At 42.8% G+C, this 23,157-nt stretch carries 23 protein-coding genes; all 23 read right to left on the bottom strand.

Translation table 11 applies throughout. The annotated features are described in order from the left end of the window. Positions 1 to 36: 36 nt before the first annotated feature. The 23 genes from AC3EBE_RS19250 to der all read right to left on the bottom strand — a co-directional run bounded on the left by AC3EBE_RS19250 (position 37) and on the right by der (position 23,050). Complete coding sequence (locus AC3EBE_RS19250) at positions 37 to 504, bottom strand: YpiF family protein (RefSeq protein ID WP_488596652.1); 468 nt, start codon at positions 502 to 504, stop codon at positions 37 to 39. Positions 505 to 794: 290 nt separating this feature from the next. After that, a complete protein-coding gene (locus AC3EBE_RS19245) occupies positions 795 to 1,346 on the bottom strand; it encodes a ReoY family proteolytic degradation factor (RefSeq protein WP_488596651.1) in 552 nt (183 codons plus the stop codon). A gap of 40 nt (positions 1,347 to 1,386) precedes the next feature. After that, positions 1,387 to 2,649 carry a tetratricopeptide repeat protein gene (locus tag AC3EBE_RS19240; protein WP_488596650.1) on the bottom strand — a complete coding sequence of 421 codons (1,263 nt, stop codon included), beginning with the start codon at positions 2,647 to 2,649 and terminating at the stop codon, positions 1,387 to 1,389. A gap of 54 nt (positions 2,650 to 2,703) precedes the next feature. Next, positions 2,704 to 3,612 (bottom strand): hypothetical protein, encoded by a 909-nt coding sequence (locus AC3EBE_RS19235; protein WP_488596649.1) that lies wholly within the window; start codon positions 3,610 to 3,612, stop codon positions 2,704 to 2,706. A gap of 144 nt (positions 3,613 to 3,756) precedes the next feature. Then, positions 3,757 to 5,043 carry a 3-phosphoshikimate 1-carboxyvinyltransferase gene (aroA, locus tag AC3EBE_RS19230; protein ID WP_488596648.1) on the bottom strand — a complete coding sequence of 429 codons (1,287 nt, stop codon included), beginning with the start codon at positions 5,041 to 5,043 and terminating at the stop codon, positions 3,757 to 3,759. 17 nt (positions 5,044 to 5,060) lie between these two features. After that, positions 5,061 to 6,167 (bottom strand): prephenate dehydrogenase, encoded by a 1,107-nt coding sequence (locus AC3EBE_RS19225; protein WP_488596647.1) that lies wholly within the window; start codon positions 6,165 to 6,167, stop codon positions 5,061 to 5,063. A gap of 14 nt (positions 6,168 to 6,181) precedes the next feature. Further along, complete coding sequence (gene hisC / locus AC3EBE_RS19220; RefSeq protein ID WP_488596646.1) at positions 6,182 to 7,285, bottom strand: histidinol-phosphate transaminase; 1,104 nt, start codon at positions 7,283 to 7,285, stop codon at positions 6,182 to 6,184. Positions 7,286 to 7,392: 107 nt separating this feature from the next. Continuing rightward, complete coding sequence (aroH, locus tag AC3EBE_RS19215; RefSeq protein ID WP_488596645.1) at positions 7,393 to 7,749, bottom strand: chorismate mutase; 357 nt, start codon at positions 7,747 to 7,749, stop codon at positions 7,393 to 7,395. After that, complete coding sequence (gene aroB / locus AC3EBE_RS19210; protein ID WP_488596644.1) at positions 7,749 to 8,831, bottom strand: 3-dehydroquinate synthase; 1,083 nt, start codon at positions 8,829 to 8,831, stop codon at positions 7,749 to 7,751. Before aroB ends, aroH begins: the two co-directional genes overlap by 1 nt. Then, entirely contained in the window at positions 8,832 to 10,004 is a 1,173-nt protein-coding gene (gene aroC / locus AC3EBE_RS19205) for a chorismate synthase (protein WP_488596643.1), read from the bottom strand. It lies immediately after the preceding gene. A 528-nt stretch (positions 10,005 to 10,532) separates the two neighbouring features. Beyond that, the gene (locus tag AC3EBE_RS19200; protein WP_488596642.1) at positions 10,533 to 11,309 is read right to left on the bottom strand and encodes a CheR family methyltransferase; all 777 of its coding nucleotides are present in this window, start codon (positions 11,307 to 11,309) and stop codon (positions 10,533 to 10,535) included. A 194-nt stretch (positions 11,310 to 11,503) separates the two neighbouring features. Beyond that, the gene (gene ndk / locus AC3EBE_RS19195; RefSeq protein ID WP_488596641.1) at positions 11,504 to 11,950 is read right to left on the bottom strand and encodes a nucleoside-diphosphate kinase; all 447 of its coding nucleotides are present in this window, start codon (positions 11,948 to 11,950) and stop codon (positions 11,504 to 11,506) included. A 91-nt stretch (positions 11,951 to 12,041) separates the two neighbouring features. Beyond that, entirely contained in the window at positions 12,042 to 13,004 is a 963-nt protein-coding gene (hepT, locus tag AC3EBE_RS19190) for a heptaprenyl diphosphate synthase component II (protein WP_488596640.1), read from the bottom strand. A gap of 277 nt (positions 13,005 to 13,281) precedes the next feature. Next, complete coding sequence (locus tag AC3EBE_RS19185) at positions 13,282 to 13,989, bottom strand: demethylmenaquinone methyltransferase (protein ID WP_488596639.1); 708 nt, start codon at positions 13,987 to 13,989, stop codon at positions 13,282 to 13,284. Between the two features lie 5 nt (positions 13,990 to 13,994). Further along, entirely contained in the window at positions 13,995 to 14,831 is an 837-nt protein-coding gene (locus tag AC3EBE_RS19180; RefSeq protein ID WP_488596638.1) for a heptaprenyl diphosphate synthase component 1, read from the bottom strand. Between the two features lie 238 nt (positions 14,832 to 15,069). Then, on the bottom strand, positions 15,070 to 15,303 hold the full coding sequence (gene mtrB, locus AC3EBE_RS19175) for a trp RNA-binding attenuation protein MtrB (protein ID WP_488596728.1): 234 nt from the start codon (positions 15,301 to 15,303) through the stop codon (positions 15,070 to 15,072). A gap of 167 nt (positions 15,304 to 15,470) precedes the next feature. Continuing rightward, the gene (gene folE / locus AC3EBE_RS19170; RefSeq protein WP_311071360.1) at positions 15,471 to 16,037 is read right to left on the bottom strand and encodes a GTP cyclohydrolase I FolE; all 567 of its coding nucleotides are present in this window, start codon (positions 16,035 to 16,037) and stop codon (positions 15,471 to 15,473) included. Between the two features lie 300 nt (positions 16,038 to 16,337). Next, positions 16,338 to 16,610, bottom strand: a complete 273-nt coding sequence (locus tag AC3EBE_RS19165) for an HU family DNA-binding protein (RefSeq protein ID WP_488596637.1) — start codon at positions 16,608 to 16,610, stop codon at positions 16,338 to 16,340. Positions 16,611 to 17,260: 650 nt separating this feature from the next. After that, complete coding sequence (gene spoIVA, locus AC3EBE_RS19160) at positions 17,261 to 18,739, bottom strand: stage IV sporulation protein A (protein ID WP_488596636.1); 1,479 nt, start codon at positions 18,737 to 18,739, stop codon at positions 17,261 to 17,263. Between the two features lie 558 nt (positions 18,740 to 19,297). Next, on the bottom strand, positions 19,298 to 20,011 hold the full coding sequence (locus AC3EBE_RS19155) for a hypothetical protein (RefSeq protein ID WP_488596635.1): 714 nt from the start codon (positions 20,009 to 20,011) through the stop codon (positions 19,298 to 19,300). Positions 20,012 to 20,038: 27 nt separating this feature from the next. Continuing rightward, positions 20,039 to 20,239 carry a DUF2768 domain-containing protein gene (locus tag AC3EBE_RS19150; protein WP_488596634.1) on the bottom strand — a complete coding sequence of 67 codons (201 nt, stop codon included), beginning with the start codon at positions 20,237 to 20,239 and terminating at the stop codon, positions 20,039 to 20,041. A 434-nt stretch (positions 20,240 to 20,673) separates the two neighbouring features. Further along, complete coding sequence (locus AC3EBE_RS19145; RefSeq protein ID WP_488596633.1) at positions 20,674 to 21,720, bottom strand: NAD(P)H-dependent glycerol-3-phosphate dehydrogenase; 1,047 nt, start codon at positions 21,718 to 21,720, stop codon at positions 20,674 to 20,676. Between the two features lie 19 nt (positions 21,721 to 21,739). After that, complete coding sequence (gene der / locus AC3EBE_RS19140) at positions 21,740 to 23,050, bottom strand: ribosome biogenesis GTPase Der (protein ID WP_488596632.1); 1,311 nt, start codon at positions 23,048 to 23,050, stop codon at positions 21,740 to 21,742. Positions 23,051 to 23,157 lie beyond the last annotated feature (107 nt).

Genomic DNA, 23,157 nt, shown 5'->3' with positions numbered 1-23,157 from the left:
AATACTATGTTGAAAACATTTTTCGCAGTGACAAACCTAACCCTGCTTTTCTTCCTGCTGCCATTTCTCTGTAAACAGCGATAATAACTGTTTCACCTGATCATCGACGATTGATACCTTCTGCTGCTCATCCATATGCTCAAGCGGCAGTGATGGCAGCCATAAAATCGTGCCGGCAGCCTGGTTTTCATATTGTCTCCAGCTGCTGTCTGATGTTACAAAGAATACGTGTTTAAACTGCTTGTCCAATAAAATTCTCTCCCAGTCCAGCAGCATCTCCAGGTTTCCGGCTGCCCCTTTTTCATACACCAATCCAGGCATAAGGAAGATGCGTCCCTTAAACTGTTTTTCCAGCTGTGCCGTGAGGATGCCAATAAATTCAGCCATCGAGGCACTTTGCTTCATCTCTTCGCCAAAAGTGACAGGCAACAGCGGGATGATAGCGGTGTCAACATATTCGGCAGCCTTTTGATACATATCTATATCTGCAGCAACCCATTTCATAAAACCAACTCCATCATTCGTAATATCCATTTTTCATATTACCATTATTGACAGGTGTTTACGAATGGTTTGGGAATTGTCTGAAAAAATATTTCAAAAAAATCTCTGTTCATTTTATTGCGCACAATCATTAATTACTTATTAAACAAGGCTGTTGATTTTCATTCCAGGTGCTCCGCTTTCCGCTGAAGAATTAAGCAATTTCTTCTTGGGTTGGCACTGAGCCTCCTCGTCGCTTTGCTCCTGCGGGGAAATGGGCAAAATAAAAAGCCTGCTATATAAGCAAGCTATTATAAATTGACTGCACCTAATCTTTTTAATTTTTCTGTAAGATGTTCGAATGCTGCCTGATCCTGACTGTCCAGTGCCTCATCAATCAGGTTAAGCAGTTTATCCTTCTGGAACTTCTGGATGCTTTCCTCAAGGAAACGTTCAGCGACGATTTTATCACTTTCGCTGATTTGAAGCTGTCCCGGCATATAAGGATTGTCTTCCAGCACCGCTGCAAATTGATGAGCTTTGTTAGAAGCATGGAAATTCAGCTGGATGTAGATTTCTTCTTCCCTGTTCAAACGAATATCATGGAAAGACTTCTCTGCATCTGTCGTCATTACATTCTCTTTAAAGAACCTGAATGGCACTTCATCAACGCAATGGGTCGACATCACCAATCCCCGTGGACAGTACTGTGCATTCTCAACAAAATGGACCTTTTCCATCAGCTGGTCGTGGCTCATCAAGTAATTTAGGATCCAAACGCATTCCCGCCTTTTAAGCTGGTAATGGTTTAAAAACCAGCGGATGAAATCCTTTTTCTCGTTGACAGATACAGGGGTTGTCATTTTTGAATCCCTCCTCTGCATAACTCAGATTTTTAAAAGATTACTGATTCTCCGTTAAGCGCTCGAGCAATTCACGGAATTCTTCATTGCCTGGTTCTTTCTCAACTAACTTACTAAAAATTTCGGCAGCGTCGGCCATTTTTCCTTCTTCAATTAAAAAATATCCGTAATCTGATAAAAATTCTTTGTTGTCTTTAAAGAAAGTATATGCTGTATGGTATTTGTTTAATGCCTGTGAAAATTCTTCATTATGCTGATGGGCTACGGCTTCATCCCATAAAAGCTGCGGTTCTTCTTCCTCGTTCAGGTCTGCTGCACGAATAAGTTCCAATACATCATCATAACGCTCCTGCTTAAGCAAAAGCTTGTTCAGTACAAGCACTCCCTCAGTAAAGCCCGGGTCAAGTGCTATCGCTTCCCGAATCAATTTTTCAGAAGCATCCTCATCGGCAAGCTTCAGCGCCAATTTCCCGCCATAGAAATAAAGATCCTTATTGAATTCATCCTGCTCAATTCCCAGTTTGACCGTTTCAAAAGCTTCCTGCAGCAATTCTTCCCGTTCATATGCCTTAGCCAGATACATATAGAGAGAATGATATTCAGGATCCAACGCTTTTAACTCTTCAAACTTCTCGATCGCTGTTTTATTATAGCCAGCCTGAAGTGCTGTAAAAGCAAACCCGAACAGTGTATTTATTTCCAATTTCTGATTGATTGCTTTTTCGTAGTACTCCAGGGCCTCTTCAAACGAACCTCCCGCACTGAGAGCTTCAGCCATTCTCTGGTTAATATTGACCCCGCCAAGTTCTTCATGTCTTCTCAGAACGGGTTCGTAACATTGGATGGCCTCCGCCAGTTTGCCTTGATGAGCATACAATTCGCCAAGGGCAAAGTCGATGACAGTTTCATCCGGGAGCAGCCGTTTTGCTTCAAGCAGTTTATTTTCACTTACTTCATATAGTCCTTCCATTTGGTAGATGTCAGCAAGCAGAAGCAGTGCTTGTGGGAATGCCGGGTCATCGGCTTTCACCTTTTCGAGTGCGAGGATGGCCTCTTCCTCTTTCCCTAATTCGATCCGGGTCTCTGCCAGTACTACAAGCAGTTCGCCTTCATCGGGGTAATTTTTCAAGAGGCTGGCAATCAGTTCTTCCGTTTCCTCCATGAACCCAAAGCGAAAAAGTTCTTCTGATAAAAGGAATTTCTCCTCATCGCTTCCGTTTCCTAGGATATGTCTGTATTCATCCATTGCTTTTTCAAGCTGCCCATTTTCAATCAAAGCTGTTATTTCATTAATTCCCGCCATTAAAGATCATCCTATTCTCTTATTTGAAGCTCCAACCAATTCGATGAGCTTTCTTTAGTAATTATCTGTAAAAAATCCAGGTGTGTTTATTATAACATTCTCTCCCTTGCCTGGACGATAATAAACCTCACCGCCGGCACGGATGACTATACCTTTATTAACGGTTACGGCCAGATTATGAGATTGTTCTGTGAACAATCCGACTTCATCAAACAAGGCAGTCTCAGAATTTCTATAGTATAAATTATAACTGAGCTCTCCCCCGCTGTGTAAATTCGATTTATTGGGAAAAATGCCGATTTGTTTTAACACCTGCCTTGATATTGGGCATAATTCCGCTAAATCAGTATGGATTGCAGGGACGCGTTCTTTGTTCATCTTCTCGCTCCAGAGCTGAAGCATAGCTGTTTTTCCTTTTTTATTTTTTGTTTCAGGGAAGATCGGAATGAGAGGGCTATTATAAGGGAATAAAGCCTCCTTCACCCATCCCCACGGAATCCTTTCAAGCTCGTCCATGTCCATAATTTCCAAAAAGATAGCCGGAACCTTCGCCCGTTTGCACTTCCTGATAAATGAAGGTATTAAGAGACGGGGAGGAATGCTGATACATATTACATAATCAATGGGACTGTCTATGAAGTCATCCTTGACCTGTTTCAATTTTTGTTCAAGCTCTCTCTCAAATTGAATCCTGACAGTGGTTACTACTAAAGTGCTGCCGCGCCACAGGAATTTTTTCAGATAGTAGTCTTTTCTTTCCTTAAATGTAAGCGTCATTGGAAAGCCAGGAACATAGAGGACGTGGGTAGGGGTCATAACATAAGGATCTGAATCCATCCGCATATATTTATATTGATGAAACGCTGGCCTGGAAGCCAGGATACGGCCGCCATCAACGAGCAGACTGGTATCCAGCCTGGCTTGTCCCTTCAAAAGATGGACATTCTCAATAATATAGGTCATACAACCACTCCTTTAACGGTCATATGACAAACTATGCATGATTCCTGAGAATATACTTAGGATGTTCAAACTGATATAAAAACAAAAGAGGCCAGCCTGATCATTGGTACTGGCCTCGGTAATTATTCATTTTTAAAATTTCATCTAGATTAATGAATAAAGGTCATTAAAGAAATCAGGGTAGGATACTGCCACCGAGTCACTTTCCTCTAAGCTGACTTCTTCCTTTGAAATAAGGGCAGCGATTGCCAGCATCATACCAATCCTATGGTCACCATGAGCAGAAACAATTCCGCCATTCAGTAAGGCTGTTCCGTCAATGATCATACCATCCTCTGTAGCTTCAATCTTTGCACCCAGCTTAGCAAGTTCTTTTACAACTGTATCTATACGGTTCGTTTCCTTCACCTTTAATTCCGCAGCATCCTTGATGATTGTCCTGCCATTTGCCTGGGTAGCCAGCAAGGCAATGATCGGAATTTCATCAATCAGCCTTGGAATCAGGTCACCTTCAACAATTGTTCCCTTCAGATTTGAATATCGAATTCTAATATCACCAGACGGCTCTGCTGACCCTTCGTCAAGCTGTTCTATTGTAAGATCCGCCCCCATCTCCCTTAAGACATCGATAATACCGGTCCTTGTAGGATTCAATCCGACATTTTTCAGAAGGATATCACTGCCAGGGATGATTGACCCTGCTGCAAGAAAGAATGCAGCTGAAGAAATATCACCAGGAACCTTGATATTTGCTGCCGTAAGCTCCTGGCCGCCGTTAACTTTAACTTTGTCACCCTGATGTTCCACAATGCCCCCGAATTGCCTGATCATCCGTTCAGTATGGTCCCTTGTTTTGACTGGTTCCATGACTGTTGTTTCGCCTTCTGCCTGAAGGCCTGCCAACAATACTGCCGATTTCACCTGGGCGCTTGCAACAGGCAATTCATATGTAATTCCGCTTAGTTTTTTCCCTTTTACAGTCAGCGGTGTAAACTCTCCATTATTTCTTCCAGTTATATCCGCACCCATCAATGTCAGCGGGAGAGTGACTCTGGTCATCGGACGCCTGGCAATAGATTCATCTCCTTCAAGCTCGGTCTCAAAGGCAAGGCCGCTTAGAATCCCCATCATCAGCCTGATTGTCGTTCCTGAGTTGCCTACATAAAGAGTCTCAGCAGGTTGTTTAAGGCCTTCGAAGCCTTCCCCATAAATCGTTACTGAACTTTCATTTTGGTCGATATTGACCCCTAACTTCTTAAAGCAGGAAATGGTGCTTAAGCAATCGGCACCTGGCAGGAAATTTTCCACTTGTGTGACCCCTTTGGCAATTGAGCCAAACATGACGGCTCTATGGGAAATGGATTTGTCTCCCGGCACCTTGATTTCACCTTTCAATGGTGCTGTATTTGTCATAAGCTTCTTAACTGACATACTCACACTCCCTTTTATTACTCTGCGACAGAGGTTCCGTAGTCGGTCCTGTTTTGGATGCACTTTTCAGCGCGGGTCCGGTCTTCAGGTGTCTGAAAACTGATTACCAGCACCCCGTATATATCTTCCCTTGTTTCCAGGATGCGGATATTGGTAATGCTGATCTTTTCTTCTGCAAGGTAACCCGTAATTTCAGAAACGACTCCAGGATAATCCGGAACATCAACAAATAAATCATAAAAGCTGGGTATGGCTCCTTTATTTCCTGCAGGCAAGCCATCCCGAAATTTCTTCGCACGATCAAAGTAATCATAAATCTCTAGCTCTTTGCCTGCACTTAGCAGTTGTTTAACACGGTCCATCTCAAACTGCCATTCTTCCAAAAGATCAAGGAGGGTTGACCTGTTCTGAAGCAGGATATCCCTCCACATTTTTGGATTGCTTGAAGCAATTCGTGTGATATCTCTAAATCCGCCTGCCGCGAGCCGCGTGATAAGAGTATTCCCTTGTTCAGCCCTTGCCGCCTGGTGAACAAGGGATGCAGCAATGATATGGGGGAAGTGGCTGATAACCCCGGTAAGATAATCATGTTCCTCCGGAGATACATGCAGGAATTTTGCTTTCGTGCCTTTAAGCCAATCCTCCAGCTCATCTGCAGCGCCAATCCCGGCCTCAGAAGCAGGAGTCAAAAGGTAAAAGGCATTCTCGAATAAAAGCCTCCTGGCCGCTGCGACCCCGCTTTTATGGGAGCCAGCCATCGGATGTCCCCCTATAAAAGTAATGCCCCTTTCCGTAAGGCAGGCTGCCTTAGCGGCAATCGCCCCTTTTGTACTTCCTGTGTCTGTAATGATCACACCCTCCTTCAGAGGGATAGCCTCGAGGGTTTCCAGTACCATGGATGCTGCCGCCACCGGGGTTGCGATAATGATTAGATCCGCTTCCTTCGCTCCAGCTTCAATCGATATAGCAGCGTAATCAATAACCTTTAACATCTGGGCCAGCTTGATTTGCTGTTCATCCATATCAAAACCAATTACTGTAGATCGTGGATGTTCTTCTTTTATACAAAGTGCCAGTGAACCTCCGATTAAACCAAGCCCGATGATAAAAACACGGCCATTCAAAACTATCAACGCCTTTAATTAGATGTAACTGCTGTCACACTAAGATATTCTTTTAACATTTCAATAACCCCGGCATTTTGTTCCTTTGAACCAACTGTAATTCTCACACAAGTCGGAAATCCGAGGGCTTTGCCAGAACGGACGATATACCCTCTTTCAAGCAGGAACTGAAATACTTCCTGACCATCAGTTTCAAAGTCGATTAAAATGAAATTACCTTGTGAAGGGTAATGATTCAGGCCTGCCTCATGGCAAAAAGCATAAAATTGGTCAAGACCTGCCCTATTTTCCAGCTTGCAGTCCTGGATAAACTGCTGGTCGTCGAGCGCAGCTATTGCCGCTACCTGGGCAAGCGTGTTTACATTAAAAGGCTCTCTCGCAGGCTCAAGCGCTGCAATAGTATCCCTATGAGCGATGCCGTAACCGACTCTGAAGCTTGCAAGTCCGTATATTTTTGAGAATGTCCTCAGGATAATAACGTTTTTATGGTCTTTAAGCAGTTTCAATGAATCATGAAAATCATCTGCAGTCACATATTCGAAATACGCTTCATCGAGGACGATCAGCACATCGTCTGGCACTCTAGCAATAAACCCTTTTAAATCTTCTTCATTTATATAGATTCCAGTAGGGTTATTTGGTGAACATAGCCACACTATTGATGTTTTTTCATCTATTGCCTGAACCATTCCATCAAGATCATGCGCGCCGTCGATTAATGGAATTTCCCTGATTTCACAGCCTTCAATGATCCCATTATGCTTGTATTGAGGAAAGGTCGGGGCCGCCATAACAGAATTTGTCTCCGGCGAGAGCAGGCTTCTGGAAATAATCTGGATGATTTCATCTGAGCCATTCCCAAGGATCAGCTCCTCAGGCATTACTTCAAGATGTTCGGCAAGTTTCATGCGCAGGTCTGTGGCATAGCCATCGGGATAGATTGCAAAACTGCCTGTATAATCCTTGATCGCCGCAGCCACTTTTTGGGATGAGCCAAAAGGATTTTCATTAGAAGCAAGCTTAACAATACTTGAGAGGCCATATTGTCTTTTTACTTCATCGATAGACTTGCCCGGCTGATATGGTTTTAATTTTAAAAGCTGCTCTTTCCATCTCATCTCTTCCACCTCGTCCAAATAAATCTTTAATGCGTTATCTAATTAAAGCAGTAAAGTATATAATTTATATTACACTTTTTATTCCCTGAAAAAAAGCAAAAAGTTTATTATAAATCAGGCCTTAGTACCTCGGCTCCATCGAGATAGATATGCCTGATTTCCTCTTGGGCCATATTGGTATTGACATGCATCATCACTCTTATGCACATTTTGAGCGAATCAGGCACAGCTAGCTCCTTCATGCACATGACAGGAACATACTTCCATCCTTCAAAGGTCCTCAGTGCCCTGGCGGGAAAAGCAGCATCCACATCGTCTGTGGCAGAAATAAAGACTGATGCCACAGTGTCTGGAATAATGTTATTGGCAATGATCATCTCATTCAAAAGCCTTTGGGCCGCCTGAATGATTTCTTCAGCCTCATTTTGGCTGACTGTTATGGCACCTCTTACCCCTCTAATCATTATGCATCCCCCTCAACACTGAATTGCTTTAGGCTATTTCTCAGCTGTTGCTCTTCAATTTCTTTCACGACCGGTTTTCCTACCCTTTCCAAGAGCACAAACCTGACCGTTCCCCCAATTGCCTTTTTATCCTGCTGCATTTTTGACACAAGCCGATCCAGCGACAAGCCTGCAGGAAGGCTCGTTTGATAACCGAGACTTTCCAGCCATTCTTTAAATTCACTCAGTTCGAAATCCAGGTCTAGAATATCCCTGCTCAACTTAAGAGCAAATACCATCCCGATTGCTACCGCTTCCCCATGTGTCATCCGGCCATAGCCCATTTCTGCTTCGATGGCGTGACCAAGAGTGTGCCCGAAATTCAGGTAGGCACGGATTCCCGTCTCCCGTTCATCTTTTGCAACAACTGAACCTTTTATTTTTACACCAGCTGCTAAAAACTCAATCGTCTTTTGATCGTCAATATTATTTAAGGACCGTACCTCTTTTTTAAGCCAGTCATATAAGTTCTTATCATGAATTAAAGAATGCTTGATCACTTCTGCGAATCCTGATCTTATTTCTTTTTCCGGCAATGTTTTAATAAAATCCAGGTCATAGATGACGGCTTCCGGCTGATGGAATGCGCCGATCATATTCTTCCCCTGCGGATGATTGATCGCCACTTTACCGCCTACTGCACTGTCATGTGCCAGGATTGTGGTCGGCACCTGGATGAAGCTGATGCCGCGCATAAAGGTAGCTGCCACAAAACCTGCTAAATCCCCTACTGCTCCGCCTCCAAATGAAATAATCAGAGATCTGCGGTCAAGCCTGTTTTCCAGGGCAGTTGAAAGGCAATCATAATAGACATCAAAGGTCTTTGCCTTTTCGCCGCCAGGAACTATTTTTTCCACAAATTGATCCAGTCCGGAATGTTCGCGAAAAAAGGCAAGGTGATAGTCCGCGACATTTTCATCAGTAATCACCATTACGGAAGAATAATCCCTGTTATTAAGGAAGTCCCCCAGTAACTCAATAGCTCCATGCCCTATGTAAACTGGGTAAGATTTTGCACTAGTTTCAATAGTTATTTGCTGCATTTAAAATTCCCTCGCCGTCCTTCTCTGCTCCTCAATTGAGCTCTTCAATGTCTCAAATCGATCAGAATAGAACTGATCCACAAGGGCTGATGCCAGCTCCCAGGCGACCACATTTTCTGCTACCACCGCTGCTGCAGGAACAGCACAGGCGTCGGATCTTTCAATGCTCGCTGCAAAGGGTTCCTTCGTTTCAATATCAACACTCATCAACGGTTTATAAAGTGTAGGTATTGGCTTCATGACCCCGCGGATAACGATTGGCATTCCATTTGTCATACCGCCTTCCAAGCCTCCCAAACGGTTGGTTTTGCGGTAGTATCCTTTACCTTCTTCCCAGGCAATTTCATCATGAACCTGACTCCCTGGTCTTTGTGCTGCTTCAAACCCTATCCCAATTTCCACGCCTTTGAAAGCGTTAATGCTGACGATTGCAGCAGCTAGCTTGGCATCCAGCTTTCTATCGTAATGCACATAGCTTCCTACTCCTACCGGCATGCCTTCAGCGATGACTTCTACGACACCGCCAATAGAATCTCCATTACTCTTGGCATTATCTATAGCTTCCATCATTTTCTGGCCGGCTGCCTCATCAAAACAGCGTACAGGCGACTCTTCTGTAACAGTTTTGAGTTCAGACAGTGAAGCAAAATCAAGGTTTTCTGCCTTAACCCCGCCTATTTCAACAACATGGGCAGCAAGCTCGATCCCTAGCAAGGATAATAATTTCTTCGCAGCTGCCCCGGCTGCGACTCTTACTGTCGTTTCTCTTGCAGAAGAACGTTCCAGGACATTCCTCATATCACGGTGGCCGTATTTCAGCGCACCATTCAAGTCAGCATGGCCTGGGCGAGGACGAGAAATTCTCCGCTTAACTTCTTCTGGAGATTGTTCATCCAGCGGCTCGATTCCCATAATACCTGTCCAGTGCTTCCAGTCATTATTTTCGACCACGAGTGCAATCGGTGATCCAAGGGTCTCGCCATGTCTTACTCCTGAAGTAATCTGTACAGTATCTTTCTCTATCTGCATCCTTCTTCCGCGGCCGTATCCCTTTTGCCTCCGCGAAAGCTCTTTATTTATATCTTCCGCCACTAGCGGCATTCCCGCTGGCAAGCCTTCTATGATCGTTGTCAGCTGCGGTCCATGTGATTCTCCGGCTGTTAAATATCTCATACACTTTCCCCCTTCAACTCGCTAAAGGATTTGTTTTACTATATCATACAGTCCTAAATAAAAATAGCAATAATTTAATTATTTTGAAATTATCGCCGCACTATTTTTAGAATGTAGCCATTTTATCATGAAGATTTTTCAGTCGCAAAAAGCTCAGCTTATTTTGGCTATAAGATTTACGGTCCGCGGACCGTAATCCGATTCCTTAGCATTCCTTGGAAGCTATGTCTCCTTTAGAATATGGCTCTGTTAAAGCTTAATGTTGATTTTAACTCTTGTTGATTGTAGTGGAAGGCGCGTAGACTCCTTCGGGATGTAGCGGGCAGGTGAGACCCCGCAGAAGCGAAGCGACGAGGAGGCTCACCGCACGCCCCGAGAAAAATTTGCTCTTGAAAAAGCCGGCAATTGGGCTTTTTCATAATTTTTCAGAGGAAAGCGAAGCGCCTGGAACGAAAATCAACAGCCTAATTTAACAGAGCCTAGAATATAAATCCGAATATAAAAAGAGGGCTCGGTTTCCCGGCCCTCTCAGGTTTTCTTTCGGTAGAAAAAAGTCTCTGCTGTTTCAAAGTCATACATAGCTGGATTGAAGATTTGTTCTGTGCTGCCAACAAAGAGTATTCCTCCAGGCTTAAGCGCAGCGCTGAATTTCCTGTACAAATTCTCTTTTGCATCCTCAGTAAAATAAATGAGCACGTTCCTGCAGACAATTAAATCAAACGGTCCGCCAAATGGATCTGCCAGCAGATTTTGTTTTTTAAAGTCTACTGTCTTCTTGATTTCATCAGACACTTTATAATATGTACCTTCTTGACTGAAATGCTTTATCACCATTTCTTTTGGAACCTCGTTAAGGGCACGTTCTGCATAGATGCCCAGCTTTGCTTTGGCAATTACATTTTCATCGATATCCGTAGCATGAATATGAATTCTTGGCAGTGGCATGTGTTTGGAAAGCACCATAGCAATTGTGTATGGCTCTTCACCAGTAGAACATGCTGCACTCCAGATCCGAGGGTTAGGATTCCCTTTTAAAAGCTCGGGCAAAATCGATTTATCCAAGACTTCCCATCTTTTTGCATTCCGGTAAAATTCAGACACATTAATTGTCATTCGATCAAGGAATTCATTCATGAGCTCCGAATCCCTGGCTAGCGCCTGAAAGAAATCGCCAAATGATCCATAGCCTTTTTTCTGATAAAGCGAAGTCAATCTTCTTTTCATTTGCGCTTCTTTATACAGCGCAAGATTGATTCCAGTTTTCTGATAGATTTTCGTAACGAAATTTTCATAGTCCTGCGGCATCCTGGTACTCCCCGTATATTCCAAATGGTGAAGACGTTGTTTATATCGGAAAAATAAGATCAAGTTTAATAAATGAAGCTGAGATTTATGAAAATAGCTTCTGCTTTATTTTCAAAAAGGCAGACTCCAACAAAATGCTGTATGACGGCAAAAAATAAAAGAGCACCTGCCATAGCAAGTGCTCTAATGGATTATTAGTAAACCCACTCGTTGATTAGTTTGCTATACTCAGCCACTTCTTCCTGCTTGAAGAAAAGACCGATTTCACGCTCAGCGCTTTCAGGAGAGTCAGAGCCATGAATTACATTCTTTCCTACTGTAACGCCGAAATCTCCGCGGATTGTTCCTGGAGCAGCATCCTTAGGATTTGTAGCACCCATCATCTGGCGAGCTGTAGCAATAACATTCTCACCCTGCCATACCATTGCAAAGACTGGTCCAGATGTGATGAAATCTACTAATTCGCCGAAGAAAGGACGTTCCTTGTGTTCTCCGTAGTGCTCTTCAGCAAGTTCTCTAGGGATGTTCATAAGTTTTGCTCCAACCAGCTGGAAGCCTTTCTTTTCAAAACGAGCTACAACCTCACCAATAAGGTTACGCTGTACTCCATCAGGCTTGACCATCAAATACGTCTTTTCCATGAGTTCCACTCCTAATTCTGATATGTATGTGAACCGCTTACAAAAGCAACCCTTGAAAATAGTATCATTTTTTAGAAAAATTCGCAACTTGCTAATACTTGCGTTTTCCGATAAATTTTGCAATATCCCTCAATGACTTTTTAGCCTTGTTTGCCGGAAGTTCATCAAGAATCGCAAGTGCCTTTTCAAGATATCGATCACTGATTTCCAGCGACTTTTCAATTGCCCCTGATGCCTGGATCAGCTTAAGGATTTCATCCAGTTCATTCCGGTCCATTCCTTCGTGTACAGTAAGGATTTTATTGCGGATTGCTTCGTCCTCCATCGCATATAAAACAGGCAAAGTAATATTGCCCTGCAGCAAGTCCCCGCCAGCTGGTTTTCCCAGCTCCTTTTCTGTACCAGTGAAATCAAGCACATCATCCGTAATCTGGAAGGACATCCCCACATAATAGCCAAATCGATAGAGTTTGCGATGATCCTCATCCTTAACCCCGGACACAACTGCGCCGAGCTGGCAGCTGGCAGCGATAAGCAAAGCTGTTTTACGCTTAATCCTAAGCAGGTAGTTGCGGAGGTTCTGGTCAAAATTATATTTATCTTTGATCTGCTCAATTTCACCTACACTCAACTCTACGATCGTTTCAGAAAGAATTTGATGTGCAAGCGGGTTTTCGATCTCGGTCATTAGTTCCAGGGCACGCGCGAAGATATAATCTCCTGTATACATGGCAATCCTGTTGTCCCACTTAGCCTTGATTGTTGGCTGGCCTCTTCTGAGCTCCGCATCATCGATGACATCGTCATGTACCAGGGAAGCCATATGGATAAGTTCAAGTGACACTGCTACATCCTTGATCACATTGATATCGTAATTGCCGAACTTCCCCCCAAGCAGCACAAAAACCGGTCGGATCCGCTTACCCCCAGCCTTCAACAGGTGCAGGCTAGCCTGTCTAAGCAGCTGCGAATCGGCATTGATCGTTTCCTCCAGTTCTTTTTCAATCATCGATATATCGGCATTTAAGTATGTATATAACATTTTCATTTTCATAATATCCACCCAGCTTTTATATCCTGTCCCGGCTCTTAATTGCGGCAGCAGCCAGCGAGCTGTCCGCCAGGTAGGAGGGATTTGTATTGATGAGGAACAGATAGATTCCTGATTTATGTATAATATCCTATTACTAGTATGATTGCATTGTATTTAAAAATAAACCTTTTTTCAATGGAAAACCAGCAAAGCAACGTTGTATAAGTCAGTTAAGACATAAATAAAACAGGCCGACCTTCCTTGCCGTGCGAATAAGAAAAGGACAGCCTGGATCAATCTATTTTTGTTTTCTGCCTAGATGGACAGCAGCTACACCGCCGCTATAAGGCTTATATTCAACGTTCACGAAACCTGCATCCGAAAACATCCTGGCAAGCTCTTTCATGCCTGGAAAATCCTTGGCTGATTCCTGAAGCCAGGAATATTCATCATAACTTTTTGCAAACAATTTGCCAAACAAAGGCATGATGTACCTGAAATAAAGCCTGTATACCTCTTTAAATCCAGGCATGGTCGGCTGGGATGTCTCAAGACATACTGCCATTCCGCCTGGTTTAAGGACTCTGTGCATTTCTCTAAGCACCTGGTTGTAATCAGGGACATTCCTTAACCCGAAACCAATTGTTACATAGTCGAAGCTATTATCCTTAAAAGGGAGGTCCATTGCGTTGCCATGGATAAGACTTGCTTGGTCCAACTGGCGCTGCTTTAATTTTTCTTCGCCAATTCTTAGCATATTCTGGCTGAAATCGAGTCCGACCACACTGCCTTCCTTGCCGACAGCCTCCGCCAGCGCGATTGTCCAGTCCGCTGTGCCGCAGCATACATCAAGTGCCTTTGCGCCTTTTGGGACATTCATTTTCTTCATGGTATCGTTACGCCATTTTATATGCTGCTGAAAACTGATCACGGAATTCATTTGATCGTAGTTTTCATATATTTTTTCAAAAACTTTATGAACACGTTCTTCCTTCGATTGCTGCATAATATTTACCCTTCTTCCGCGAATTTTTTAGACATCGACAGGTGCTGGCCAGCAATCAGCTTCAGCCGTTCATTCAGCAGGCTGTTGAAGCCTGGCAGTTTCTTTACCGCTGTATCGATCATCGTCATTGAAAATTCAATATAACGTGCGCAGATAGATAGTAGATATTTCTTCTGTTCCGGAGATAGTTCAGATGAATTTTGATCGACTTTTGGCAGCGCAATCTTTTTCATCACATCAAAAACAAGTGACCTGCCTGTTTGCAGGAACTTCTTTTCCTCTGAAATCATGCGTTTGACAAACAGCCAGTTCGCCGCAAAATCATGCCACTCAGCTGCATGGAAATAATCTGCAACCTTCCCTAGCAAATTCGATTCGATCAATTTTATACTATCCATTAATTTATCAATCGCGTCCGATTCCTTCTGATAAACTGATATCTTATGTTCATTGACCTCTTTTACTCCTTCAGCCAGCTGTTTGATCATCATGATCTCATCGTGTTCTGCAAGAAGCTTGTAATATAGGCCACTAAAATAAATCCCTGCTAATACTGTCAATTGGCGGCTTTTATGGATGTCGTCCCCTTCACCCTCCAGTGAATTATGCACATGCTCATGGGTATCAAGGGCTATTTGCAGGAGCATTGTGGTCACCGTATAATTCTCTAAATGTTCCTGCCTGACTCCGCTTTGATCCAGCAGTGAAATCAGCAACAGGAGTTTATCATCATCAATATAAGGAGATTCTACATACTCCAGCAGATAAGGATGTGAAAGTTTATCGAGAAGAAGCTCTCTGATGCCGTTAAATTTGTATTGTAAGTCTAGCAAAAGTATCACCCTTGTTCCCCTTATTTGTTGGATGGCCGGCATTGGCGGAAATTGTCGATTTCGGGTAGACATAAAAAAAGCGCCTAAATTACTAGTCTGCAGTTGTACCGAACATTCCAAAGCAGTGCAATTATATCATAAATGGCACGAACATGAACGCATTAATATAAATTTACAGCTTCTTCTGGAGGTTTGGCGCCCATTTTGTTACAAATTCGTTAAAATCTTGGCTCGTCCGCATCTCTGTTTACTTTTTCTCACTCTCAATTTCTCCAAATGGAGTAACTATTTTAGCATGGCCGCGAATTTTTATCGCTGAAGTATGCTCAGTGAACTGGGCAATCATCACTTCACCTTGATCAAGCTTTTCAGAATGGTGAAAACGCGTATCCGTCCCCCTAGTTAGACCAATAACATTTACTCCGTCCTCGATTGCTTTTATCACTACATAATCAGTATTGAGATTTGATTTTTTATCCATCATTATTCCCCTTCCAAGGAAAGAATATGTCAGCTGCTCCGAAAGGACAGGCGTCTTAGGCTTATATGAATTTACTTGCTTTATATGCTATGTATGCTTCACGTATCGTCTTTTAATAAATATAGCAGAAGGCTGAATACCTATCAGCCTCCTGCGATGCCTTACATTTATCCTTTAATTAAAGAAAGGATCTCCGCTCTGGCATTAACATCTTCGGCCAAAGTTCCACGCACAGCTGAAGTTACTGTTTTAGAGCCTGGTTTTTTCACGCCTCTCATCGTCATGCACATATGTTCAGCTTCTACAACCACCATGACTCCATGAGGGTCAAGTTTCTCCATGATAGAATTCGCAATGGTAGATGTGATTCTTTCCTGCAGCTGCGGCCTTTTCGCTACTGCCTCTACTGCCCTTGCTAGCTTGCTGAGCCCTGTAACCTTTCCGCCCCTTGGGATATAGGCAACGTGCGCCTTGCCGAAGAAGGGAACCAGGTGATGCTCACACATTGAATAGAAAGGGATATCCTTAACTAAAACCAATTCTTCATGGTCCTCACCGAAAATAGTTTCGAAATACTCCTTCGGATCCTGATTCAAACCAGAGAATACTTCTTCATACATCTTCGCAACACGTTTAGGAGTATCAAGCAATCCTTCACGATTAGGATCTTCGCCTACTGCTTCCAATATTAAACGCACCGCTTCTTCTATTTGGGCACGATTGACATTTGTCATTCTCATTTCCTCCTATGTTCCATCAAGCTGATTATAATCGCGCATATTACCAAAGCTCTTTGATTATAATATTTTCATCTTAGCATATCCATTTCAATCCAAGCAAAAAGTTTTGCTTCTCCGATATTCGCACAAATGCTTAAGGAGAATTCACCGCTGTAACGTTTACTGATGCAAGCCATGTTAAGATGTCCTTTTAATTTTTTCCTTAGTCTGCTAAATGAGATCCGGACAAAACAAAAAGACCGCGAATAAATCGCGGTCTCTGAGTTAAGCATACGCTCAATGCGTCGTATGTAATTATTTCACTGCATCCTTAAGCGCTTTACCTGGTTTGAAAGCAGGCACCTTGCTTGCAGAGATTTCGATTTCATCTCCAGTTTGTGGGTTGCGGCCTTTACGGGCAGCACGCTCACGTACTTCGAAGTTACCAAAACCGATTAACTGTACTTTGTCCCCATCTTTTAATGCATTTAAGATTGAATCAAAAACAGCGTCAACTGCTTTTGTTGCGTCCTTTTTTGAAAGCTCACTTGATTCAGCAACTGCATTGATAAGTTCTGTTTTGTTCATGCCATTCACCTCCTCCCAAAGGAATCCGATTGCCCAGAAATGAGCGTCGTTACTACATTTCTAAACAAAATAAATGAATTCTATACGTTGCTGGCGGATTTTATTCACAAAGTATGCAAAATACATGATTATTTAATCCAAAACTGCCGAAACCCCTGTAATATAAGGGTTTGACAGCCACAACGCTAATTCTGTTAAAAGATTATCACAATGTTTTCGTCTTATCAAGATAATTTCAATAAATAATGGGAATCTTTTCTTCTTTGAAACATAATTGTAATAACTTGACCACTTTCTACTTACCCTGCTTCAATAGAATCAAACATATCTATTCTTTTTTTCTGATATTTTTTTCTTTCTTTGCCTTTGAATAGCTGAATGAATAAATACTGAAGGCTCTTTTCAAATACTTTGTTGTTATTCATATACATTTAAAGAAAACTCCCTTTTTAAAAAAGGTAAGCATCTGTTGTAAAAAGAGGCTTTGTAAGCAAAAGCTGTTAATTTCCGTTCAAGGCGCTTCGCTTTCCTCTGAAAAATTATGAAAAAGCCCAACTGCCGTTTTTTCGACAGCAATTCTTCCTGGGACCGGCGCTGAGCTTTACATTTGCAGAGTAAAAAAACAAAAAAGACTCCCATGGGAGCCTTAATTAAAGTATGATTGCGATCAAGCCGCCAGATCCTTCATTGATGATGCGTTCCAGCGTTTCTTTTAATTTATAGCGTGCATTTTCCGGCATTAGGCTAAGCTTGGCAGAAATTCCTTCCCTGACAATGGAGCTTAAGCTTCTGCCAAAGATATCAGAGTTCCAGATAGATAGTGGATCATCTTCAAAATCCTGCATCAAATATCTCACTAGCTCTTCACTTTGTTTCTCTGTTCCGATGATTGGCGAGAATTCTGATTCTACATCCACTTTAATCATATGAATGGACGGAGCGACAGCCCTTAAGCGGACACCAAAACGTGACCCCTGGCGGATGATTTCAGGCTCTTCAAGGCTCATATCGGTCAACGATGGGGAAGCGATCCCATAGCCTGTTTGTTTAACCATTTTCAAAGCATCGGAAATCTGGTCAAACTCCGCCTTCGCATACGCAAATTCCTGCATGAGCTCAAGTAAATGATCCTTGCCGCGGATTTCTACGCCAACGATTTCCTTAAGGATATCGTCATATAGGTCATCTGGAGCGTATAGGTCGATTTCTGCCACACCCTGGCCCATTTCGATACCAGCAAGTCCCGCACGGTCAATGAACTCAAAATCGCTGAACTGATGGACAACCCTGTCGACATCTCTTAACCGCTTAATGTCTTTGACTGTTTCTTTTACAGCTTCCTGGTAGCTTTCACGCAGCCAGTGGTTCTCACGGAGCACCATCACCCAGCTAGGCAGGTTGACGTTTACTTCAAGAACCGGGAATTCGTACAGAGCTTCCCTCATCACATTCAGGACATCAGATTCCCTCATGCTTTCCACACTCATAGCAAGTACAGGAATATCATATTTATCTGCAAGCTGGGCTCTTAATGTCTCTGTATGAGGATGGTATGGCTGGGCACTGTTGATTACAATGATGAATGGTTTGCCAACCTCTTTTAATTCTTCAATAACTCTTTCTTCTGCCTCGATATAATCCTGGCGAGGGATCTCACCGATCGTTCCATCTGTAGTGACGACAACACCCAGGGTTGAATGTTCCTGGATAACCTTCCTTGTACCGATTTCAGCTGCTTCATGGAAAGGAATCGGTTCTTCATACCATGGGGTATTGATCATCCTCGGCCCATTTTCATCTTCATATCCTTTTGCTCCAGGCACTGTGTACCCTACACAGTCAACCAGCCTGATGTTGACATCAAGGCCTTCCGCAACATGGACAGTTGCTGCCTGGTTAGGGACGAATTTCGGCTCTGTTGTCATGATTGTTTTACCTGCGGCACTTTGCGGCAGTTCATCAAGCGCTCTGGCACGTTCTGCCTCATTATTAATATTAGGTAAAACCACCAGCTCCATAAACTTTTTAATAAATGTGGATTTGCCGGTACGAACGGCACCTACAACTCCCAGGTATATATCGCCGCCAGTTCTCTCGGCAATATCCTTAAAAATATCTACCTTTTCCAAGTGATCCCCTCCCGATCATAGAGTTAGTGGGAATAATATCATCCAAATTAGTAATCTGGGACAGTATATATTTATGATGTTGTCCTATAGCGATATGACAATTATTTATTTTTTTACCTCCTTATTTTTTTCGCAAGGCTCTGTTAAAGCCGTCTGCTAATTTCCGTACCAGTCGCTTCGCTTTCCGCGGGGCTGGCGCTGAGCCTCCTCGCCGCTTTGCTCCTGCGGGGTCTCACCTGTCCAGCTGCGCCCGCAGGACTCTGAAAAGCTTCCTCGAATTGGCCCACGCACGATGGAAATGCGTTAGCATTTTCGGAGGAGTCTGCGCGCCTTCCACTACAATCAGCAGCAGTTCGGTAAATCTACATCAGGCTATAACTGGTCAATCGAAAAAAAGACTTGCTAAAATGTCCTTTTAACAGAACAATTGATTTCTTTTTTAAACAAGGCTGGCTTTAACTTCTGCTATTTTCTTCTCTTAAATAACAAAGCTATACACAGCCTGAGACAAAAAAAAACCCTTCTTCTACAATATATTTTGCAGAAGAAGGGTTATGACTATTTCTCTAAAAAGATTGGCTCTTTGCTGGTTTCGTCGATTGTATATGGAAGAGAGTATGCTGGCACAAACATTGAATTCCCGACGAGAATCTGGCGGATATCTTCTCCACCTTTCAGTTCTTTCCCGGAAGATTTAATTGCCTGATAAAGGTCAGGGCGGTAATCAATGTAAATTTCCCCATCTGTTGAAATCACAAAATGAAGATTGTTATTCGTAAAGGGGCTTGCAGCAACTGGCTCTTTTTTATAGCCGATTTTTTCAAAATCCAATGTATACACATTATTGGCTATTTTCTCCTTAAATGGCGGATATCCGTTTGCGTTGATCCTCATCTTGATTTCACGGATGGTTTCTGCCATTCTTAAATCCAATAATTTTACTGTTGGGTTTGTCTCGACATCGACAAGTACATATTGAAAAATACCACCGTTTTCAAAAGCGTTTCCAGGTGGTTCTGAAAGATATCGAGGAACGATTTTATTAAAGTCAATAGGATACTTCTGATAGATTGGCGTCTCAGCATCCTTTGTTTTTATCGGCAGGATCCCGCCCTTCGCTTCCCTGAATTGATTTACTGCAGATTGGACACTATCCAGCTGATCTTTATAAGGAACCTGATTTTGGACCAGTTTCTCATCAGGGTACATACATCCTGTCAGCATGCTCAAGACAAGGATGAACGGCAGGAATAATTGAAAGTTTTTCTTCATAATACCAACCCTTTAATCCTATGTATTTTACTCACTCGTAGGTCCGCTGAACACGACAAAAAAGATGATTAGTCCAGCAGTGATCATTAAGATATAGGCGATAACAGCAGTAATGATCTTAAAGAAGCCTTTCAGCTTGAATCTGCTTAAATATATTGCGATTAACGAGACGATCATACAGCCCATTCCGACAAACGAAATGTACATTTTTAACAAAGCCGGTGACAAACTAAACCCCTCCCTTTTTCGACAAGTATTATAACACAAGCAGCAATCAAGTACGCAATTTAAATGCAAATATGCTGGTTTCGTAAAAAATCATCGTTTTAGTAACCAATCATTATGATTATTCCTACCTTTTTCCTCCCCACTACATTGGCCTTTAACCAGCCTTAAGGAAAGATTGCCATCTTTAAAAATGCATAAATAAAGGTTAGGATAGGGCAAAAGTTTATAAACCATATTGATGCGAATCGGGGAAAACACAAAAAAGCTGAAGTAAAGAAGGGGCGGACAACTTTACTTCAGCCTACTAATGACTAAATACCCTGACACCCAGTTCATACCACCAGTTTGCTTCGTTGCATTTTATGCAGCTAACAAGGAAATCGCATCCTCGAATGCCTATTTTGCCAATATTATTCTAAAGAAAAATTATTGGGTCAATTTTTTTCGCTAAGGATGTCTGCGAGGTCTTCCATTTCATTTGTTTTCTGGCGTGACATCAGATTATCCACCGCGTCCTTTGGGTTGATTCCATTAAAAAGAATATTATATAAAGCATTCGTGATCGGCATGTTGACATCATATTTTTCAGCTAGCTGATAGGCTGCTTTAGTGGTCCTGACACCTTCAACAACCATGCCCATATTCTCCAGTACTTCGTCGAGATTCTGCCCTTTGCCAAGAAGGTTTCCCGCTCGCCAGTTCCTGGAGTGCACACTCGTACAAGTTACGATCAGATCCCCTATACCAGTCAATCCTGAAAAAGTCAGGGGACTTGCTCCCATCTTAACCCCTAACCTTGCTATTTCCGCAAGACCCCTTGTGATTAAGGCTGCTTTCGCGTTATCCCCATACCCTAATCCGTCAGAAAGCCCCGCTGCCAAGGCTATAATGTTCTTCAGGGCTCCTCCAATTTCAACACCGATGATATCAGGGTTTGTATACACCCTGAAATTATTGTTGATGAAAATATCCTGGATCCTTTCGGCAGCACTCATATTTTCAGAGGAAACAGTAACCGTTGTCGGGTGACGAAGGCTCACCTCTTCAGCATGGCTTGGCCCAGAAAGCACTACGATGCTGTCCAATATTTCAGCTGGCGTTTCTTCTTTTATCATCTGGGAAATCCTTAATAAAGAATCCGGTTCAATCCCTTTGCTCACATGGACAATCAGAAGCGGTTCAGGTTTTGTCTCAGCCATTTTCCTGATAACTTCTCTTATAGCTTTTGTCGGTACTGCAAGAATGACAATACTTACTCCATCGAGTGCCTCTTGCAGGGAAGAATAACCAATGATGGTTTCAGGCAGTGAAATTTCAGGAAGATATTTCTTGTTGGTATGCAGTTCGTTGATCTCATCAATTTGGACTGGGTTATGCCCCCATAACCGAACCTCATGACCATTATCAGCCAGAACCATTGCCAATGCTGTACCCCAGCTGCCAGCACCGAGTACAGCGATTCTCTCTCTCTTCCGTTCCATTTAAACCACAACCTTTAAATTATTTTCTTTCCCTGGCAAAAATCTTGATCGGAGTACCAGTAAAATCAAATGCATCCCTTATCCTGTTTTCGAGGAAGCGTTCATATGAAAAGTGCAATAACTCAGGTTCGTTGACAAATACAACAAATGTCGGCGGCTTGACTGAAACCTGGGTTGCATAATAAATCTTAAGTCTTTTCCCCTTATCTGTCGGTGTAGGGTTCATCGCAATAGCGTCCATGATGACTTCATTCAGAATGTTTGTCTGGACTCTCATTGCATGGTTCTCGCTCGCCATATTGATCATTGGCATCAAAGTATGGATTCGTTTCTTAGTCTTTGCTGACAGGAAAACGATTGGTGCATAGCTCAAGAATTGGAAGTGAGAGCGGATTTTTTCTTCGAACGCCTTCATTGTTTTTTCGTCTTTCTCAATGGCATCCCATTTGTTGACAACAATGATAACAGCTCTTCCAGCTTCTTCAGCATAGCCAGCGATGTGCTTGTCCTGCTCAATGATGCCTTCCTCAGCATTAATGACCACCAGGACAACATCAGAGCGCTCAATAGCTCTTAATGCCCTTAGCACACTGTATTTCTCTGTGGTTTCATATACTTTGCCCTTTTTACGCATTCCTGCTGTATCAATAATGACGTATTTTTGGCCATTATAGGTTACCTTGGAGTCGATCGCATCCCTGGTAGTCCCTGCAATATCACTTACAATGACACGTTCTTCCCCTAGTATCGCGTTCACAAGAGAAGATTTCCCCACATTCGGACGGCCGATCAAGGAGAATTTAATTGCATCCTTATCATAATCATCTTCCTTTGATTTAGGAAAGTGCTTAGCAGCTTCATCAAGGAGATCACCAAGTCCAAGTCCATGCGACCCGGATATTGGCATTGGTTCACCAAAACCGAGAGCATAAAAATCGTAAATCATTTCCCTCATTTCAGGGTTGTCGATTTTGTTTACTGCCAGAACGACAGGCTTATTTGAACGATACAGGATTTTGGCTACCTCTTCATCTGCAGCGGTTACCCCTTCCCTTCCATTCACGAGAAAGATGATAACATCGGCTTCATCAATGGCAATTTCAGCCTGCTGACGGATTTGGTCCAGGAAAGGCTCGTCCCCTAAATCGATCCCGCCGGTATCAATAATGTTAAAATCATGTGTCAGCCATTCTGCTGAACTATATATACGATCCCTCGTAACTCCAGGAATATCTTCTACAATCGAAATACGTTCACCAACGATTCGGTTAAAAATCGTCGATTTTCCGACATTCGGACGCCCAACGATTGCTATCACTGGTTTCGTCATGAACATCACCCTTTCAAATTCTATTGATGCCAGTTCTCTGACTTGGCCATAACATTTTCAAATTTCCAAGTTTCTCTTTTTTTAATTCAAGGATTGTACGCCTTCGC

It is taken from the genome of Mesobacillus sp. (assembly GCF_057785455.1).
This window is presented reverse-complemented; position numbering and strand designations above follow the sequence as displayed.

Bases quoted from the DNA above. Each gene is read 5' to 3' on its own strand.
- AC3EBE_RS19250 (WP_488596652.1), bottom strand. From the start codon at position 504: ATGAAATGGGTTGCTGCAGATATAGATATGTATCAAAAGGCTGCCGAA.
- AC3EBE_RS19245 (WP_488596651.1), bottom strand. From the start codon at position 1,346: ATGACAACCCCTGTATCTGTCAACGAGAAAAAGGATTTCATCCGCTGG.
- AC3EBE_RS19240 (WP_488596650.1), bottom strand. From the start codon at position 2,649: ATGGCGGGAATTAATGAAATAACAGCTTTGATTGAAAATGGGCAGCTT.
- AC3EBE_RS19235 (WP_488596649.1), bottom strand. From the start codon at position 3,612: ATGACCTATATTATTGAGAATGTCCATCTTTTGAAGGGACAAGCCAGG.
- aroA (WP_488596648.1), bottom strand. From the start codon at position 5,043: ATGTCAGTTAAGAAGCTTATGACAAATACAGCACCATTGAAAGGTGAA.
- hisC (WP_488596646.1), bottom strand. From the start codon at position 7,285: ATGAGATGGAAAGAGCAGCTTTTAAAATTAAAACCATATCAGCCGGGC.
- aroH (WP_488596645.1), bottom strand. From the start codon at position 7,749: ATGATTAGAGGGGTAAGAGGTGCCATAACAGTCAGCCAAAATGAGGCT.
- aroB (WP_488596644.1), bottom strand. From the start codon at position 8,831: ATGCAGCAAATAACTATTGAAACTAGTGCAAAATCTTACCCAGTTTAC.
- aroC (WP_488596643.1), bottom strand. From the start codon at position 10,004: ATGAGATATTTAACAGCCGGAGAATCACATGGACCGCAGCTGACAACG.
- AC3EBE_RS19200 (WP_488596642.1), bottom strand. From the start codon at position 11,309: ATGCCGCAGGACTATGAAAATTTCGTTACGAAAATCTATCAGAAAACT.
- ndk (WP_488596641.1), bottom strand. From the start codon at position 11,950: ATGGAAAAGACGTATTTGATGGTCAAGCCTGATGGAGTACAGCGTAAC.
- hepT (WP_488596640.1), bottom strand. From the start codon at position 13,004: ATGAAAATGAAAATGTTATATACATACTTAAATGCCGATATATCGATG.
- AC3EBE_RS19185 (WP_488596639.1), bottom strand. From the start codon at position 13,989: ATGCAGCAATCGAAGGAAGAACGTGTTCATAAAGTTTTTGAAAAAATA.
- mtrB (WP_488596728.1), bottom strand. From the start codon at position 15,303: ATGGATAAAAAATCAAATCTCAATACTGATTATGTAGTGATAAAAGCA.
- folE (WP_311071360.1), bottom strand. From the start codon at position 16,037: ATGACAAATGTCAATCGTGCCCAAATAGAAGAAGCGGTGCGTTTAATA.
- AC3EBE_RS19165 (WP_488596637.1), bottom strand. From the start codon at position 16,610: ATGAACAAAACAGAACTTATCAATGCAGTTGCTGAATCAAGTGAGCTT.
- AC3EBE_RS19155 (WP_488596635.1), bottom strand. From the start codon at position 20,011: ATGAAGAAAAACTTTCAATTATTCCTGCCGTTCATCCTTGTCTTGAGC.
- AC3EBE_RS19145 (WP_488596633.1), bottom strand. From the start codon at position 21,720: ATGGAACGGAAGAGAGAGAGAATCGCTGTACTCGGTGCTGGCAGCTGG.
- der (WP_488596632.1), bottom strand. From the start codon at position 23,050: ATGACGAAACCAGTGATAGCAATCGTTGGGCGTCCGAATGTCGGAAAA.